Origin of the sequence: Neptuniibacter sp. UBA6509 (assembly GCA_002435145.1) — a bacterium.
Lineage (GTDB): Bacteria > Pseudomonadota > Gammaproteobacteria > Pseudomonadales > Balneatricaceae > Neptuniibacter.
This window is the reverse complement of record DJLT01000120.1, coordinates 37543-55442: the sequence shown is the minus strand read 5'-3', so window position 1 is coordinate 55442 and position 17900 is coordinate 37543. Positions and strand designations below refer to the sequence as shown.

Genomic DNA, 17900 nt, shown 5'->3' with positions numbered 1-17900 from the left:
AAAAGCCGGGCTTTAACCCGGCTGCTATATTCTAACACGGAATCAGGAGAATACTCTCCCCTGATCCGTTTTTTTGTACATTTTTACGACAATAATATTACTTTGCTGCCGGCTGTCCCATGTACTTGAAGAAATCACTATCTGGTTTCAAAACAAGTACATCACCATTCTTACCAAAGGACTCACGATAAGCCTGCAAACTACGGTAGAAAGAGTAAAATTCTGGGTTACCAGAATACGCTTGTGCATAGTTATTAGCAGCAATCGCATCACCTTCACCACGTAGCTCTTCCGACTCACGATAAGCGTTTGCAGCAATAACTGTCTTCTGGCGATCCGCATCTGCACGAATACCTTCAGCTAGTTCTTTACCGCGAGAACGAATATCGCGTGCCTCAAGCTCACGCTCAGAACGCATACGACCATAAACAGATTCAGATACCTCTTGCGGAAGATCTATACGCTTAACACGTACATCTACCACTTCAACACCTAATTCTTGAATCGCAATTGCACTCAAGCTATTTGTCAGCTCACGCATTAACTCTTCACGCTCACCGGAAACAACCTCAGTTACAGTACGCTCACCAAACTGGTTACGTAAGCCTGTATCAACACGGTCCGACAGTAGCTGCGCAGCTTTGAATTCATCACCCGATGTCGCCGTATAGAATTTCTGCACATCAGAAACACGCCATTTAACAAAAGAGTCAACGGTAAGTCGTTTCTTTTCCGATGTCAGATAAGACTGCGGACGCGCATCCAAAGTCAGGATACGAGAATCAAACTTACGCACTTTATTCACAAAAGGAATTTTGAAGTGCAAGCCTGGAGCAACGTCCGCTTCTGCAACCTCACCAAACTTAAGCAAAACAGCTCGCTCAGTTTCTTTAACAATATAAAGTGAACTTTGACCGATCAACACAAGAACGGCAATAACGATCAACGCTACCATAGATTTAGATTGCATTATCGACCCCCACTACGCGTATTCTGTCTTTGACGAAGCTGATCAACTACTTGATCTGTCACTTCTCTCAAACTTTGACTATCCAAACGAACCGGACCGTTTACATCACCTGTAACGGGGCGATTCTGCATTAGCTTATCAAGCGGAAGGTACATCATATTATTACCGCCTTCGACATCAACTAACACTTTAGGGTTTTCAGAAAGAACCTGCTCCATAGTGTCTAAATATAGACGCTCACGCGTAACCTCAGGAGCCTTTTCATACTCTGTTAACAATGCTGTAAAACGTTTCGCATCACCTTCAGACTGAGCAATAACCTGCTCTTTGTATGCACTAGCTTCTTCCAATACACGCTGAGCCTGACCACGCGCTTCAGGAATCACACCGTTAGAATAAGATTCAGCTTCGTTTTTAACTCGCTGCTCATCCTCACGCGCCTTGATTACATCATCAAACGCATCCTGAACCTGGTTAGGCGCCTTAGTCTCTTTAATGTTCACTTTAGAGATCTGCAAGCCCGTACTGTAATTGGTCATATAGCTCTGCAAGCGCGTCTGAACTTGATCAGATAATGCTTCACGACCTTGAGTCAGAATATCATGCATGTTTGTCGCACCAACCACATGGCGTAGTGCCGACTCAGCTGCATGAGACAAACTTGCTTCAGGATCACGAACTGTTAGAACAAAATCTTTCGTATCGGAAATAACGTACTGAACCGTCATATTCACATCTACGATATTCTCATCTTTAGTCAGCATTAATGCACTATGATCACGGGTACGAACTCGCGTCACATTGACAGGAACGACCACATCAATAAGCGGCGGGTTCCACTGCAAACCCGGACCTACAGTTTCACTGTATTTACCTAAGCGTAGAACAACACCACGCTCCTGCTGATCGACGGTATAGATTCCCATACCCGCCCAGACAACTGCAGCAATAAGAATGACTATCCAAAAGAACCCGGCACCCGAAGAGGCACCCGAACCACCATCATCACCGCCAGAACCACCAGCGCGCTTACCAGAACCTCCAAATATACCATTCAGCTTATCCTGCAGTTTGCGCAGCGCCTCATCTAAATCAGGAGGCCCCTGATCGCCGCCATTATTTCCCCCGCGGTTATTATTACCACCCCAAGGATCCTTATTGTCACCATTACCACCAGGCTCATTCCAAGCCATACGCTACTCCGTATCAAACAACTAAATTAGGTAAATTAAAACACAGCATTTAAAAAACATTTACTCGTCTGTTATTACACTTATGCTCATTAAACACGATTTATTTAATAACAAAGCAAAACAACAAGCGAGCTCAATAAGGGCATACCTCTCTCGGAAAACAACGTTCCTGAGACATTCCTAATCGACTTAAAATCTGCAACATATCTTTTTTCTGTATACGCACTTCCAGAATAATAGATCCTTGCTCATCTATTTTCTCTGAAACTACAGCACCATTTTCATACAAACGCGCTCTAAACTGCCCTTCAGCAGGTAATAATGCCACATCATCATGAAAAACATCATCTGCGAGCAGCTCATTAACTGCCTGAAAGAGAAGCTCATGGCCTTCACCCGTAACGGCTGATAGCCATACTCTTACAGGCTTTCCATCCTCATCACGATCAATACGCGCTTTACGCCCATCAATCAGGTCTATCTTATTGTAGACCTCAAGCACAGGAACGTCTTCCGCTCCGATTTCACTTAAGACATGCTCAACCTCAGCAATATGATCATGACGATCATCATCATGACCATCAATTACATGCAATAGCAGTGTCGCTTCAATTGTTTCCTGCAAAGTTGCTCGAAAGGCTTCTACCAACTTATGCGGCAAATGACGAATAAAACCAACAGTATCAGCGAGAATTGCCGGACCTACATCTTCCACCTCAACACGACGCAAGGTCGGATCAAGCGTTGCGAACAACTGATCAGCAGCATAAACCTCAGACGTTGTTAAATAATTAAACAACGTTGATTTACCCGCATTGGTATAACCCACCAATGAAAGCGTTGGCACTTCAGCACGCATCCTAGACCTACGCCCTTGATCACGCTGCTTACGCACTTTTTCCAAACGCTTATTGATAGATTTCATGCGCGCACGCAATAAACGTCTATCCGTCTCTAACTGTGTTTCACCTGGACCACGCAGACCGATACCACCTTTCTGCCTTTCAAGATGGGTCCAACCACGCACTAAACGTGTGGACATATGATCTAGCTGCGCCAACTCAACCTGCAATTTACCCTCATGGGTTCGTGCACGCTGGGCAAAAATATCAAGTATCAATCCTGTACGATCCAGAACCCTACTTTGAATTTCGAGCTCAATATTACGCTCTTGCGCTGGACTCAATGCATGATTAAAAATCACCACTTGTGCATTATGGTGATCCACCAGCATTTTGAGCTCATCAATCTTACCTTGACCAATAAAGAATTTAGGATTGGGGTGCGCAAGTGACCCAGTAAGAAAAACAACTGGATCAGCTCCCGCAGACAACGCTAACTCTTCAAGCTCTTTTGGACTTTCTTGATCGGCCTCAACAGCCAGATTCATGTGTACTAGAATGGCCCTTTCGCCACTCTTCGGTCGTTCAAAGAACAATTACTTTTAGTCCTCAGCTTTTGCTTCATCAGCAGGAGGCAGTTTTACAGGGCGCGCAGGCACAACTGTAGAAATTGCATGTTTATATACCATCTGACTTACGGTATTTTTCAACAAGATCACAAATTGATCGAAAGACTCGATCTGACCCTGTAACTTAATTCCATTAACCAAAAATATAGACACTGGAATACGCTCTTTACGTAGCGCATTCAGATAAGGGTCTTGTAACGATTGCCCTTTTGACATTTGCAAACTCCTTCCCGAGTAATATTTTATATTTTGTCGTTATAATATGTCTGGCGGCGTGTATTTCGCCTCACTACAGCTACAAAACACCCTACAATGCAGCTTTTTTGCAGTCCAGCATGACATTATATAATGCCACAATCGATTAATTTCAAGGCATTAGATAATAGTTTTGGGTCATGAGTGTCCATCCAGGTAAGATTTTCCCACCCTCGAAGCCACGTAACCTGCCTTTTTGCGAGCTGACGCGTGGCTACAATCCCCTTAAATCTCATCGTTTCATAATCCCAAGTTTCTGAGAAATACTCCCATACTTGGCGATAACCGACACAGCGTACAGAGGGCATTTGCAGCGTTAAATCCCCCCGATCCCATAATTGACGAACCTCATCAACAAAACCTTGTTCCAGCATAATATCAAACCGCATTTCTATGCGTTCATGCAATTCGGAACGTTCTTTTGGCATCACTGCCATTGGAATAATAGGAAAATCTGGCTTTTGTGCTTCTTGCTCCGCCCACAATTCAGTCATGGTTCGCCCAGAGACTTCAAAAACCTCAAGCGCACGCTGCAATCTTTGTGAATCGTTTGGATTTAAACGTTCAGCTGATACAGGGTCCACCTCTTGCAAACGCTGATGTATAGCAGGCCAACCTTGCGCCTCTGCCGAAGCAAGAATACGCTCGCGGACAGCCGGGTCTGCTTTTGGTAAAGATGCCAACCCATTTTTTAGAGCATGGAAATACATCATCGTTCCACCAGTTAATAGTGGAATTTTCCCCGCAGCACGAATCTCCTCAATTTGAGCCAATGCATCACGCCTGAATTCTGCCGCCGAATAAGCTTGATCAGGATCGCATAGATCAATCAAACGATGTGGATAACGTAGCAATGTTTCAGCATCAGGCTTAGCGGTTCCGATATCCATACCACGATAGATCATGGCTGAATCCACACTGACTATCTCACATGGCAAATTATCATACAGCTGCATAGCGAGATCAGTTTTACCTGATGCGGTTGGCCCCATTAGAAAGACTACTGGTAAATTACTCAAAATACCCTCTACTGACCACGCATAAATAATTTATCAAGATCTGTCATTGTCATCTGGCTCCATGTTGGCCGCCCATGATTACATTGCCCACTTCGCTCAGTACTCTCCATATCACGCAGTAATGCGTTCATCTCAGGTAGCGTAAGCTGACGATTAGCCCGCACGGCACCGTGACATGCCATCGTACCCAATAACTCATTGATGTGTTGTTCGATACGCTTACTTTCTCCATAAACCAACATATCAGCCAAAACATCACGAATAAGCTGCTCAACATTACCTTTAGCTAAAGAGACTGGTACTTGGCGCACAACAAGCGTTTCCTCGCCCATTCTTGCTAGCTCAAACCCTAATCTCTTGAATGTACTCGCATGCTCTTCCGAGCAATCCGCTTCACGCTCACTGACAGCCAAACTGAGAGGCACCAACAATGGCTGGGAGCGAACAACATCCTCTTCAAATGACTGTTTCATCCGCTCGTAAACGATTCGTTCATGCGCAGCATGCATATCAACCACAATCAGCCCCTGCTCATTCTCAGCCAATATATAAACACCATGTAACTGAGCAATCGCATAGCCCATCGGAGGACAATGTTCACTACTCTCAGCAGGCAATGCAGATGACTCTTCAGATGGGTGCAAAGCAGCATAACCACTTATCTGCTCAGCAACCTGATTCACGGGCGGATTGTTAGATGAATAAGGTTGACTATACCCTCCGCTATAAGATGGAGAGGCCCCCGAAGACTGACGAAGCGGCATTCTACTTTGCTCGAAAGTCTGAGCTGGCGAAGACATAGGAGGCTGAAGTGCGCTTCCCATTGTTTCGACTGTTGTAGGTTCATCACCCGCAGTTATTTGATCTTGCGGGCGCATATCAGCAATCAAACGATGCAGCGATCTAAAGAGAAAATCATGCACTAAACGACTTTCACGAAAACGGACCTCGTGCTTAGTTGGATGCACGTTGACATCAACCAGCGCTGGATCTAGCTCCAAATAGAGTACATAAGCAGGAAAGCGCCCATGATAAAGCACATCAGAATAAGCCTGACGAACCGCATGAGTAACCACTTTATCTTTAATCATCCGGCCATTTACAAAGAAATACTGCAAATCCGCCTGACTTCTTGAAAACGTTGGCAAACCGACCCAGCCCCACATACGTAAGCCTGATGCTTCCGCTGCAACATCCACCTTCAAAGCATTGTCAATAAACGCGGAGCCACAGATACTCGCAACACGACGCTCCTGCTCTAGCTCGCTATCCGCTTGACGGAGCTGATGTATAACCTTTGCGTTATGACGCAGCTGAAAAGCCACATCAAAACGACTTAACGCCAATCGTTTCACCACTTCATCAAGATGACGAAATTCAGTTTTTTCTGTTTTAAGAAACTTTCGTCGCGCAGGGGTGTTAAAAAATAGATCCTTAACCTCGACAGTTGTTCCCTCTGGATGGGCTGCAGGCTCCAGTATAGCGTCCATGTCGCGTCCTTCAGTCTGGACTTGCCAAGCATTGTCCTGATCTCTCTGTCTGGAAGTTAAAGACAAGCGAGAGACCGAACTGATACTCGCTAACGCCTCCCCTCGAAATCCCAAACTACCTACAGCCTCAAGATCTTCAAGCGCTCTAATTTTAGAAGTGGCATGGCGACTCAGCGCTAATGACAGATCGTCCTTATCAATCCCAGAACCATTATCACGAATCCGCATGAGTTTAACGCCACCCTGCTCGACCTCAACATCAATTTTATTCGCCCCTGCATCTAAACTATTTTCAAGGATCTCCTTAATAACAGATGCGGGCCTTTCAACAACCTCACCCGCCGCAATCTGGTTCGCCAATCGCGGTGATAGCAAGTGTATACGTGACATTATAAATCCTTAACTCGCGGGAATTTGCAAAACTTGACCAATGGTTATCCGATCACCTTGCAGACGATTAACCTTTCTTAAAGAGGTTAACGAAACACCATTTTTAGACGCTATAACGGAAAGAGTATCACCACGTACAACTTTGTAGCTACGATTATTCTTCGCTTTACGCTGAGCCACGTAAGTTAACGCAGGAGGCTTGCGCTCAAAGTGTTGAGTCACCCCTTTATAGACTGCATCAGCCATCTTTTTCTGATAACTACGTGTTTTTAATTTTGCAGCCTCACCGGGATTAGAGATAAAACCGGTCTCTACGAGAATCGAAGGGATATCTGGCGACTTTAAAACAACAAACCCGGCCTGCTCCACATGGCTTTTATGCATACGCGCAAAGCGTTTAATATTGCCATGAATACCTTTAGCAATAGATCGGCTATCTTCACGGCTTGCCGTCATCGACATATCCAGCAACACACTGGCTAAAACATTGTCCTTATCATCCAGACTTACACTGCCCACACCACCAATGAGGTCAGCACTATTCTCTTTGCGAGCCAACCAGCGTCCCATCTCACTACTGGCTCCGCGAGAAGAGAGCACCCAAACCGAAGCGCCTCGAGCACGGTGATCCTTAAAGGCATCCGCATGAATAGAAACAAACAGATCGGCATTATGCTTACGCGCTGCACTCGTACGCCCACGTAAACTGACGTAATAATCGCCGGTACGGGTTAACTTACCTTTATAGCCCGGAGTCTGATCTAGGCGGCGCTTTAGCTCTTTAGCAATAGCAAGCACTACATCTTTTTCACGAACCCGACCACTACCTATGGCACCCGGATCATCACCCCCATGCCCCGCATCTATAGCAACAATAATATCTCGCCCTGCAACAGCCTTTGGCTTAGACGTTTTTTTAGCCTTAGCTAAAGATTCTTTTTCATAAAGATCCAGTACTAAACGGTGGCCATATTTTTGATTCGGTTTTAATTCAAAACTTTTAGGCCTAACCGCATGTTTTAAATCCAAAACAAGACGTAACGTTTTACCATTTTTACCTGAGCGCACCCTTTCCACAGGGCTTTTGCCTAAATCCAACAAACTCAAATCAGCATTTAACTTGGCATTTTCAACATCCATAACGATACGTTCAGGATTATTTAACGTAAAAACCTTATGCGCCGAAGGACCTGAAAGGTCAAAAACCAAACGAGCATGATCAGGCGCGATCCACATACGTACTTTATTAACATCTGCTGCCTGTAATAATGAGCAGCTAGAGAATAAAACTACGCAAAACAACCAACGCACTACCTGTTGTAACTTCGCTATTCGCATAAAGCTTTAAAACACCTCTTCACAAATTAAATACTTAAAGCCTCAATCGAGACCCTAACATTCAACTGCTGAACTCACTATTCAGACTTAGTAGCTTATCGGCCATTTTCTGACCTAATTCAGTCTGAGCCACCCAACTTAGTTTTCGACCATAACCCTGCAACTCTATTTGCAGAAGCATATCAGCAACAGGAAGCATCCCCCTGCCCTTATCTGGCCATTCAACTAAACAAAGGGCATCCGCATCGAAATAATCGCGAATCCCTAAATACTCTAACTCTTCAGGATCAGACAACCGATACAGATCGAAATGATAAATACATTTACCTTCAACCTCATAAGGCTCCACCAGCGTATAGGTTGGACTCTTAACCGAACCTTGATGACCACAGCCTCGAAGGATGCCACGACTTAACGTTGTTTTACCCATCCCCAAGTCACCCAGTAGAAAAATAACGCCGCGTCCTTGTACCGCTTGGGCAATTTTATGCCCAAAACGCACCATCGAATCCTCATCAGGTAAAACAACTTGGTAATCTTTACTCATATTTACTATTTATCACTTTCGAAAGAGTTGAAAAAAGATCTGATGCACGCATCCCTATCTCGCCTTGAGTACATGCAACACGATCTGCCGCATTAGCATGGACGTAAACGCCAATACAGGCAGCATCTTCAGGCGTCGCCCCTTGAGCTAAAAAGGCTCCACAAATACCCGATAAAACATCCCCCATACCGCCAACAGCCATGCCAGGATTGCCAGCATGACATAAATGCGTCAAACCACCCGAAGAAATTAACGACCCTGCCCCTTTCAACACGACAGTGCCTCCACAAACCGCCTGTAACCGTTTTAAAGCGCCAAAACGATCAAATTCAAGCTCTGCTACCGTCTCACTTAAAATACGAGCGGCTTCCCCCGGGTGCGGAGTCAAAAGCCATTTTTCACGCTGCTTCTCATCAAATTCAGAAAACAGATCGTCTTTTACAAGAATATTCAATGCATCTGCATCTAAAACTATCGGCTTTTCAGCCACTAAAGCAGCCCACACCATCTGTTCCGACCACGCATTTTGCCCAAGCCCCGGCCCCAATACAATCACATCAGCGTTATTTAACAGAGGCTGTAACTGTTTAACAGAATCTACCGCTTTGACCATAACCTCTGGGCAACGACATAATGCGGCTGAAACATGCTCACTACGTGTAGCAAGAGAGACCAAACCCGCCCCACTTCTCATAGCAGCTTCCGCTGCCAGCAGGGCTGCACCTCCCATACCATGATCACCACCAATAACGAGTACGTGCCCAAACAACCCCTTGTGAGATCGCCGTGACCTCACTGGTAAAACCCTTTTCAGATCTGCATCGGTTATCTGCAGACATTCAATGGGACATGTCTCATACACCTGACCAGGCACTTTCAAATCATCGAATAACAACTGACCACATAGATCAACAGCGTCCCCTGTTAATAATCCACGCTTCAAACCTATAAAACTAACGGTGATATCGGCTTTAATGGCAACCCCCAAAACACGCCCCGTATCGGCACAAAGTCCTGAAGGTATATCAACAGAAAATACGACTGTTTCAGCGCGATTAACTTGCACTATCGCCTCTTCAAATAATCCGCGCACATCGCCTGATAACCCTGTCCCTAATAACGCATCAACGATGAGCTCTCCACGAAAAAGGATGCCCTCTTCGTATAATTGATACTCAATATCCAATACCTGCAACTGCTGCCAGGCCTCTAAAGCTTCGCCCTTTAAACTCCCTTCAAAGTTTGAATCGCCGATACAGACTAATTGGACGTCTAACCCCTTTTGTATAGCTAAAGCGGCAATCACAAAACCATCACCGCCATTATTGCCTGCCCCACAAAGCACAGTTATCGATTTCACTTTAGGATAACGTTCCAGCATTTCGGCAAAAACTGCGTGCCCTGCGCGTTGCATCAAGCGAATACCTGGAATTCCAAATTGATTAATTGCAGTACTATCTAACGCACGAGTTTGCTCAGCTGTGTATAATGAGGCAGGAAGAACGGCTCGATTAACGGACATTAGTTTGGCCCACTTTTAGCAGTGTAATTTGTATCATTATGAGGAATCTTCCCCCAAAAGGGCAAGCCTGATTATATGCCAAACCTTTCACCTCAAGCTTTGTCACAACTAGCCATCAACATAAAAAAATGGGCGCTAGAATTAGGCTTCCAGCAGTGCGGCATTACAGATTGCGATTTAAGTATAGAAAAAGAGCATTACGAACAGTGGATCCAAGCGGGCTACCACGGTGAGATGAACTACCTCAACAACCACTTAGATAAGCGTTTTTCCGCTGGAAGCCTACTACCTGGCACAGAACGCATAATCTGTGTACGTATGGACTATCTCCCCCCAGAAACTAGCGCTGCAGACACCCTTGATGATGGCGAAAATGCTTATATCTCTAGATACACATTAGGCCGGGATTATCATAAGCTCATTCGAAAACGTCTCACACTGCTGGGAAAAAGAATCAACGAAGAGGTCGGTGAAACCGTATTTAGGGCTTTTGTAGATAGCGCACCTATTTTAGAACGCCCCCTAGCGGAAAAAGCGGGCATAGGTTGGCGAGGCAAACATACGCTTGTTATAAATAAGGAAGCGGGATCTTTATTCTTTTTAGGCGAGCTACTGATAGACCTCCCCTTACCTATAGACAAACCCGCTGACGAAAATCATTGCGGAAAATGCACTGCGTGTATTGACGTATGTCCCACACAAGCGTTCCCCCAGCCTAATGTACTTAATGCAACTCGATGCATTTCCTACCTAACTATAGAATTAAAAGGCTCTATCCCGTTGGAGCTTAGACCTAAAATGGGTAATCGTATTTTCGGCTGTGATGACTGCCAATTGATCTGTCCCTGGAATAAATTTGCTGACTTTACTCAAGAAACAGATTTCCACCCACGTCAAAAGCTTGATCGCAGCGAACTAATTACGCTTTTTAACTGGGATGAAGCTACTTTTCTAAAGAAGACAGAAGGTTCAGCTATTCGCCGTACAGGTCATATCGGCTGGTTACGAAACATTGCGATCGCACTCGGGAATAGTAAAGGAGGCACTGAAGTCATCAACGCCTTAAGAGAAAAACTGAACCATGATTCTGAAATCGTACAAGAGCATGCGCTATGGGCGATAAAACAATTAACAGCGAAGGAAGAACGTAGAATAGCTGAGGACATATTACCTATTCACATACATCCTCGCAGGGCAAAAATCCGGTTCTAGGATTTCAGAAAGATTCTGCCAATTGACTATCAAACTATTTAAAGTTTAATAAAGTGCTCACGATAATATTTAAGCTCATCGATTGAATCACGAATATCGTCCATCGCCAGATGCGAACCTTTTTTCACAACACCTGCTGCGACTTCAGGCTTCCAACGCTTAGCTAGCTCCTTTAAAGAACTTACATCTAAGTTACGATAATGGAAAAAACGTTCTAGTTCCGGCATATATTTATCTAAAAAGCGTCGATCTTGACCGATACTGTTTCCACACATAGGCGATACGCCAGGTTCAACATACTGTTTCAGAAACTCTATCGTTTCTTGCTCAGCTTGAGCATCTGTAATGCTACTTTCTTTAACACGCTGCGTAAGGCCTGATTTACCATGCTGATTTGTGCACCACTCATCCATACCATCAAGTAATTCATCACTTTGATGAATAGCCAACATTGGGCCTTCCGCCAAAATATTTAGATCAGAATCTGTCACGATGGTCGCTATTTCAATAATAACGTCCTTTTTAGGCTCCAAACCGGTCATTTCCAGATCAATCCAGACTAAATTACCTTTATTTTTCACTAAAAACCTCCAAAGTTAACGCAGGCACTACACTTTCCCTTAGAATACCCTACCTTGGACCGCTTAACAGGTTCTTTTACTCTATGGGTTTGATAAAAATGGGGATAACGAGTGCTTCCGCCTTTTAAGTATAAACAACAGAAAGAGCAGCACTGAAAAACTATGGCGAAACGTAAATTAACCCGCCGCCAAAGCTGGCGCATTCAAAAGATTCAAGATGAACGTGCCGCTCGTGCATCCAAAAAAGATACTGCAATTGATCAGCAATTAGATAGCAGTGACTTAGGTCCTGAACAACATGGTTTGATCATCTCCCATTTTGGTCGCACTGTAGACGTAGAAGCAACTGAAGGACCTCAACAAGGCACAATTCTCCGCTGCCATATGCGGACCAATCTAGGGCAACTCGTCACAGGTGATCGAGTCATCTGGCGCGAAGGTAAAGAAACAGGCGTTGTAGTTGCAAAACTAGAGCGAAAAAGCGAGTTACTTCGACCGAACCCTTATGGCGAGATGAAACCCGTCGCTGCAAATATAGACTTCATCGTTATCACCGTTGCAGTTGAGCCAACACCCCACGCAAATCTCATCGATAGATACCTAGTAGCTGCTGAACTTAGCGATATTGAACCTGTAATACTGCTGAATAAAACAGACCTGCTAAACGCTGAGAACCGTGAAAAAACCGAAGCAATGCTACAACGCTATCGAGATATTGATTATCAGGTTCTTTTAGCATCAAGCTCTGAAGAAGAAGGTCTTACACAACTGAAAGACAGCCTTGACCAAAGAATAAGCGTGTTTGTAGGCCAATCAGGGGTAGGAAAATCCTCTTTGATTAACACCTTACTCCCCGGTATAGACCTCAAAGTTGGAGAACTTTCAGCACAAACTAAAAAAGGGCGTCACACAACAACCACCGCTCGCCTATTTCACTTCCCTGATGGCGGTGATCTTATCGATTCTCCTGGAATCAGAGAGTTTGGTTTGTGGCATATTGAACCCGATGACGTTATAAATGGTTTTAGAGAACTACAACCTCTTGCAGGCATGTGTAGATTCAGAGACTGTAACCATGAAAAAGAACCGGGCTGTGCGCTGAAAAACGCCGTTGAAGATGGCAAAATTAGCGAACATCGCTGGAAAAGCTATAAACATATTTTATGCTCCATTGAAGAACAGAACAGTTAACAACAGTCCATAAAAAAGATAACAAGGACGGAATACAGATGTCAGAATCCCCATACGGTGTAGCGTCTTGGGTAGAATACCTAAAAGATCGGCCTTTACCGGTAAGAAACAGCGTACTTCGTCGCTTACAGCGTCAGCTGCGGAATGACAAAGTAACGCTGCAGGAGCTGAACAGAACAATAAAATCTGACCCCGTCTTATGTCTACACATGGTCCGAAAAGCTTCGGCTTTACACAACAAGGTCAACTCAAAAGTCACCAGCATTGATCACGCCATAAATTCATTGGGACTTGATAATATTGAAGCGGTACAAAAAGAAACCAAATCGCTGAAACTCAACCCCTCCAGCGTAGCTCAGAAGATGTACTTCCGTTACGTTGCCGTAAGCCACCACGCAGCGACACAAGCACAATCATGGATCACCCGACGTAAAGCACCATTTGGCGAAGAAACATACTTAGCCACCCTTTTCTATGGTGTTGGCCACTGGCTTCTTTGGCAACATGCTGCATTCCATATGAGTGAGATCCAAATAAAGTTACGCGAGGAACGCACCGATGTTGTACTAGCAGAAACTGATATCTTAGGCTGTACTGTACAAGAAATTTCTCACGGATTAATCGAACACTGGGGGATTTCAGAACTCGCGATGACCAGCCTGGAGCATGAAACATCTCCAGATAAAAAAACTCTTTCACAACTGCATCAGCGCGCTTTAGGGGACCCTCGTTTAACAGACGAGGACCTCCGTGATATCAATCACTTAGTTCAAGAAAAGTTCTTCCCCGTTAAACTTGCCAACTGGATCGCTTTAACTGCTAACTTGGGCTGGAATCAAACAAAAACCATGAAAATCATTGATATTATCAATGATTACCTGAAAAGCGAAATAGCTGAAACAATTACCAATTTACATATCAACTGTGCTAAATCGTCACAGGCTTATCATGTAGCCGGCACTATGGCACCCGCAGCAGAGATGATTTTATTGCCCTCAGACAGAGCAATTAGCTACAAATTATCACCGAAAGAAGCCCAATTACTTTCGTCAAAAATGCCTAGTGTTAAGAAACCTAAACCGGTGGTAGAGCCAGCTGCAGACGCTTCTACAGAAACTAAGGCACCTAAAGAAACCAAGCTACCTAAAGAAACTAAGCCTACAAAAACAATAGAGCAAAAAAGTGGAACAAAACCACTTAAAGGCAATCCATTAGCAGCAGCGAACGATCAGAAAACCAGTCAAAAGCAGCCTAATTTTCTAGATAAAGAAGCTTACGATCTTATAGCTGAACGACTTCTCAAAGGACATGAACAATATACTCAACCTAAGCATATACTTCAGGCTCTGATTCAAGGGGTGAACCGGGGTTTAGGCTTCGATCGAGTCTCCATGTTTTTAGTCAGTAACAAAACTCATCAACTAAAAACAGCTTTTTCAGTCGGGTTCACCGAAGAACACCCTATCATCAAGTTCCAATACGATTTAAACATTCCAAGCTTATTTAAAAAGCTACAAGAAAAACCGGGATGCATATGGGTAAAACCTGAAAATAAAGCTCAGTTACTCCCTATGCTGCCAGAGGCGTATCATAGCTGGGGAAATCCTAACGGCTTTTTATTGATGTCAATATTTTTTGGCAACACCCCCATTGCTATCATTCATGCTGATTACGGCGAGTCTGGACCTGAAATTACAGATTTCCATCACGAGCGTTTTAGATATTTATCATCTGCAGCGACCTTAGGCCTGAAAAAGATGAAAAAATAGAGTTCTTGCTCTTCAGGCTACAAAACTCTATCTGTGAACCAATCAAACGCGGTCTTGCAGAGATCATTCAAGTTAGTATTATCTTGCCCCACGACTATACCGGAGTTTTCCATGACACTACCTTTACTTATTGAGGCGAGCGAACTAAATCAACACATCAATGACCCTAAGTTGTTGATCATCGATTTATCAAGTGAAGAGAATTATCAAAAGGGCCACATTCCTGGGGCAATACACTTAGCACCGTCTGCGCTTTTATTAGGCCAGCCCCCTATCCCCAACAAGCTCCCTTCAGAAGAACAACTACAAAAGCTCTGCTCAGAAATCGGATTAACTGAAGATAAGCATGTGGTGGTTTATGATGACCAAAAAGGCCCTTGGGCAGGTCGCTTAATCTGGACACTCAACATAATTGGCCACCACAACTGCTCTTTTCTAAACGGCCAATTACAAAGCTGGGTAGAAGCTAACTTCCCTTTAGAGAAAACAATTAATAAAGCCGTCAACGCCCACTACCCTATAGACCTTAATACTCAGTTAGTCGCTGACGTAGAATTCATTACAGCACACTTAAAAGATCCCAATGTACAAATTTGGGATGCACGTAGCCAGGCAGAATACACCGGTGAAAAAGTCATTAATGCCAATAAAGGCGGACACATCCCAAGTGCCCAGCACATGGAGTGGACGGATTGCCTAATCGCCGATGATAACCCGCGCATTAAACCAGCTGATGAATTATTATCTCTTTTAACAGAGAAAGGTATAACACCGGATAAAACAATCATTACCCATTGCCAGACACATCGACGTTCAGGCTTAACCTACTTAGTTGCCAGATATCTCGGATTTACAGATATTCGCTGCTATGACGGTTCATGGTTTGAATGGGGCAACTTAGCTGATACACCTGTGGAGAAATAATGAAGAACCTTAAAAATACGCTGTTTATTTTTTTTCAGCATATTGTCCCTCAACACCTTTTATCTAGATTAGTCGGCAAAATTGCTGATTGTGAAACGCCATGGGTAAAAAATAGTTTCATCAAATGGTTTAACAAAAACTATCAGATCAACATGTCAGAAGCCCAAGAAGAGGTACCGACAAACTATCCAAGTTTTAACGCCTTTTTTACTCGCGCTTTAAAAGACAATGCCCGTCCTATCGATCAAACCCAAGGTACACTTGTAAGCCCTGCGGATGGTGCTATTAGCCAACTAGGCAAAATTCAACACGGCCGCATATTCCAAGCGAAAGGTCGTGGTTATAGCCTGTCGACCCTTTTAGGTGGCGATCAAGATAAAGCGCAAGATTTTATTGATGGTGAATTTGCCACTATCTACCTTTCTCCTCGTGATTATCATCGTGTGCATATGCCTGTTACCGGCACATTAACTCATACCATTTACATTCCTGGAGAGCTTTTCTCTGTCAACCAAACAACGGCAGAAGAGGTTGATCAACTATTTGCTCGCAATGAACGATTAGTTGCTTTTTTTGATACAGAACATGGCCCAATGGCAATGGTACTTGTCGGCGCAATGATCGTTGCGGGTATTGAAACCGTCTGGTCTGGACAAGAAGCTCCTTTTTTAAGAAAACCAATCAAAAAGAGCTTTGAAAAACAGGAGCAGGAGCCGATCGTTATTGAAAAAGGGGCAGAGATGGGCCGTTTTAAACTTGGCTCAACCGTTATCCTTCTATTTGGAAAAGATGCGATTAATTGGCAGGATTCATTAGATGCCTGCAGCCCAGTTAAGCTAGGTGAAGCAATCGCAGCCAAAAACAGTATCGAAATGCCCACACCCTAAATAACCATAATGTTTATCTGCTGTCCTTAAGTATCTTTTGACGTACACTGACAGCAGTTCACTATTGCCGTAACCCCAAGATAGGCATCAAAGGTAGAATAAACACAATGAGCAACCTGATCACATTTTTAGAAGAAAACAATATCCCACTCAGCGATGATAAGAAGCAGTCTCTCAATAACAGTGGTAAAACGACTCAGGTTATTCCTCTTATTCACCAACGCATTCTCTCGATTAAAGGCCCTGATACCGCTAAGTTTCTTCAAGGACAACTGAGCTGTGATACCGATGAAGCATTCGCCCGTGGCAGCTCATTAGGCTCACACTGCAATATCAAAGGACATATGCTAAGCCTTTTCCGTTTACTCAAAACATCAGAGGAGAGCGTTTGGCTGCGTATGAGCCATGATATTTTTGAAACGGCAGCGGCTAATTTAAAGAAATATATGGTTTTCTCCAAAGCAGAGGCGACAGAAGTCAGTGATAGCATCTCTGGAGTCGGCTTATTAGGGCCTGGCGCTCAAGCACTAGTAGAGAAAATTTTTGGTCACAGCCCAAGCGAAGATAATGGGACCATTTCACTTAATAATGGGATAGTCGTTCGCGTGCCTGGCAACCGTTATGAGATCTGGATGGAAAACAGCGCGTTAGTTCAACTACTCAAAGAACTACCGATTGAAAGCGGTATTGGTGCGACTAATGATTGGATACTCAGTGAGATCGATGCAGGATTAGCAGATTTACGTTCTGAAACTCAAGAAGCATTTATTCCACAAATGACTAATTTTCAAGCCGTTGGTGGAATCAGTTTTACTAAAGGCTGTTATACAGGGCAAGAGATCGTAACGCGTTTGCAACATCGCGGGCAGTTAAAAAAACCGATGTATATTGCAGAGGTCTCAACCACTGAAAAACCCTTACCTGGACAGTTGATTAGTGCTCCGAACAACCCCAAGGCAGGACAAGTTGTACTTGCGGCAGCCTGTGGGGAGAACAGATACCGCCTACTCGCGGTTATAAACAAAAAACTAGCTGAAGAAAATACGCTGGACCTATCAGGACAAACTCTTGAGCTAAAAGAACTACCTTATGAACTAGACCCAAAACTATTTCTACCAAAGTAGTAAACAAATATCGACCA

Annotated in this window: 16 protein-coding genes; 6 read left to right on the top strand and 10 right to left on the bottom strand. The window is 44.1% G+C overall.

The window, feature by feature from the left end; genetic code table 11:
- Positions 1–97: 97 nt before the first annotated feature.
- The 9 genes from hflC to B4K11_RS15985 form a co-directional block, all read right to left on the bottom strand.
- Positions 98–970: a protease modulator HflC gene (gene hflC / locus B4K11_RS16025; protein WP_292950799.1), complete on the bottom strand. Its 873-nt coding sequence runs from the start codon at positions 968–970 to the stop codon at positions 98–100.
- Positions 970–2163 (bottom strand): FtsH protease activity modulator HflK, encoded by a 1194-nt coding sequence (gene hflK / locus B4K11_RS16020; protein WP_292950797.1) that lies wholly within the window; start codon positions 2161–2163, stop codon positions 970–972. The genes hflC and hflK overlap by 1 nt, the downstream gene beginning before the upstream one ends.
- A gap of 133 nt (positions 2164–2296) precedes the next feature.
- Complete coding sequence (gene hflX, locus B4K11_RS16015; RefSeq protein WP_292950795.1) at positions 2297–3601, bottom strand: ribosome rescue GTPase HflX; 1305 nt, start codon at positions 3599–3601, stop codon at positions 2297–2299.
- A gap of 6 nt (positions 3602–3607) precedes the next feature.
- Positions 3608–3850 carry an RNA chaperone Hfq gene (gene hfq / locus B4K11_RS16010; RefSeq protein WP_292950793.1) on the bottom strand — a complete coding sequence of 81 codons (243 nt, stop codon included), beginning with the start codon at positions 3848–3850 and terminating at the stop codon, positions 3608–3610.
- 125 nt (positions 3851–3975) lie between these two features.
- A complete protein-coding gene (gene miaA, locus B4K11_RS16005) occupies positions 3976–4881 on the bottom strand; it encodes a tRNA (adenosine(37)-N6)-dimethylallyltransferase MiaA (RefSeq protein WP_292950838.1) in 906 nt (301 codons plus the stop codon).
- A gap of 35 nt (positions 4882–4916) precedes the next feature.
- Positions 4917–6788, bottom strand: a complete 1872-nt coding sequence (gene mutL, locus B4K11_RS16000) for a DNA mismatch repair endonuclease MutL (protein WP_292950791.1) — start codon at positions 6786–6788, stop codon at positions 4917–4919.
- A 9-nt stretch (positions 6789–6797) separates the two neighbouring features.
- On the bottom strand, positions 6798–8126 hold the full coding sequence (locus B4K11_RS15995) for an N-acetylmuramoyl-L-alanine amidase (RefSeq protein ID WP_292950789.1): 1329 nt from the start codon (positions 8124–8126) through the stop codon (positions 6798–6800).
- Between the two features lie 61 nt (positions 8127–8187).
- Complete coding sequence (gene tsaE / locus B4K11_RS15990; RefSeq protein ID WP_292950787.1) at positions 8188–8673, bottom strand: tRNA (adenosine(37)-N6)-threonylcarbamoyltransferase complex ATPase subunit type 1 TsaE; 486 nt, start codon at positions 8671–8673, stop codon at positions 8188–8190.
- Complete coding sequence (locus B4K11_RS15985; protein ID WP_292950785.1) at positions 8666–10195, bottom strand: NAD(P)H-hydrate dehydratase; 1530 nt, start codon at positions 10193–10195, stop codon at positions 8666–8668. Before B4K11_RS15985 ends, tsaE begins: the two co-directional genes overlap by 8 nt.
- A 75-nt stretch (positions 10196–10270) precedes the next feature.
- Between B4K11_RS15985 and queG the strand changes: the two genes are divergently transcribed.
- On the top strand, positions 10271–11407 hold the full coding sequence (queG, locus tag B4K11_RS15980; protein WP_292950783.1) for a tRNA epoxyqueuosine(34) reductase QueG: 1137 nt from the start codon (positions 10271–10273) through the stop codon (positions 11405–11407).
- 38 nt (positions 11408–11445) lie between these two features.
- Here the strand turns inward: queG and orn are convergent, their stop codons facing one another.
- A complete protein-coding gene (orn, locus tag B4K11_RS15975) occupies positions 11446–11988 on the bottom strand; it encodes an oligoribonuclease (protein WP_292950781.1) in 543 nt (180 codons plus the stop codon).
- A 162-nt stretch (positions 11989–12150) separates the two neighbouring features.
- On the opposite strand from orn, the gene rsgA reads away from it, so the two are divergent.
- The 5 genes from rsgA (at position 12151) to B4K11_RS15950 (ending at position 17883) form a co-directional block, all read left to right on the top strand.
- Complete coding sequence (gene rsgA / locus B4K11_RS15970; RefSeq protein WP_292950780.1) at positions 12151–13179, top strand: small ribosomal subunit biogenesis GTPase RsgA; 1029 nt, start codon at positions 12151–12153, stop codon at positions 13177–13179.
- A gap of 38 nt (positions 13180–13217) precedes the next feature.
- Positions 13218–14948: an HDOD domain-containing protein gene (locus B4K11_RS15965; protein WP_292950778.1), complete on the top strand. Its 1731-nt coding sequence runs from the start codon at positions 13218–13220 to the stop codon at positions 14946–14948.
- 111 nt (positions 14949–15059) lie between these two features.
- A complete protein-coding gene (locus B4K11_RS15960; protein ID WP_292950776.1) occupies positions 15060–15872 on the top strand; it encodes a sulfurtransferase in 813 nt (270 codons plus the stop codon).
- A complete protein-coding gene (gene asd, locus B4K11_RS15955) occupies positions 15872–16759 on the top strand; it encodes an archaetidylserine decarboxylase (RefSeq protein ID WP_292950774.1) in 888 nt (295 codons plus the stop codon). The genes B4K11_RS15960 and asd overlap by 1 nt, the downstream gene beginning before the upstream one ends.
- Positions 16760–16866: 107 nt before the next feature.
- Positions 16867–17883, top strand: a complete 1017-nt coding sequence (locus B4K11_RS15950) for a YgfZ/GcvT domain-containing protein (protein ID WP_292950772.1) — start codon at positions 16867–16869, stop codon at positions 17881–17883.
- Positions 17884–17900 lie beyond the last annotated feature (17 nt).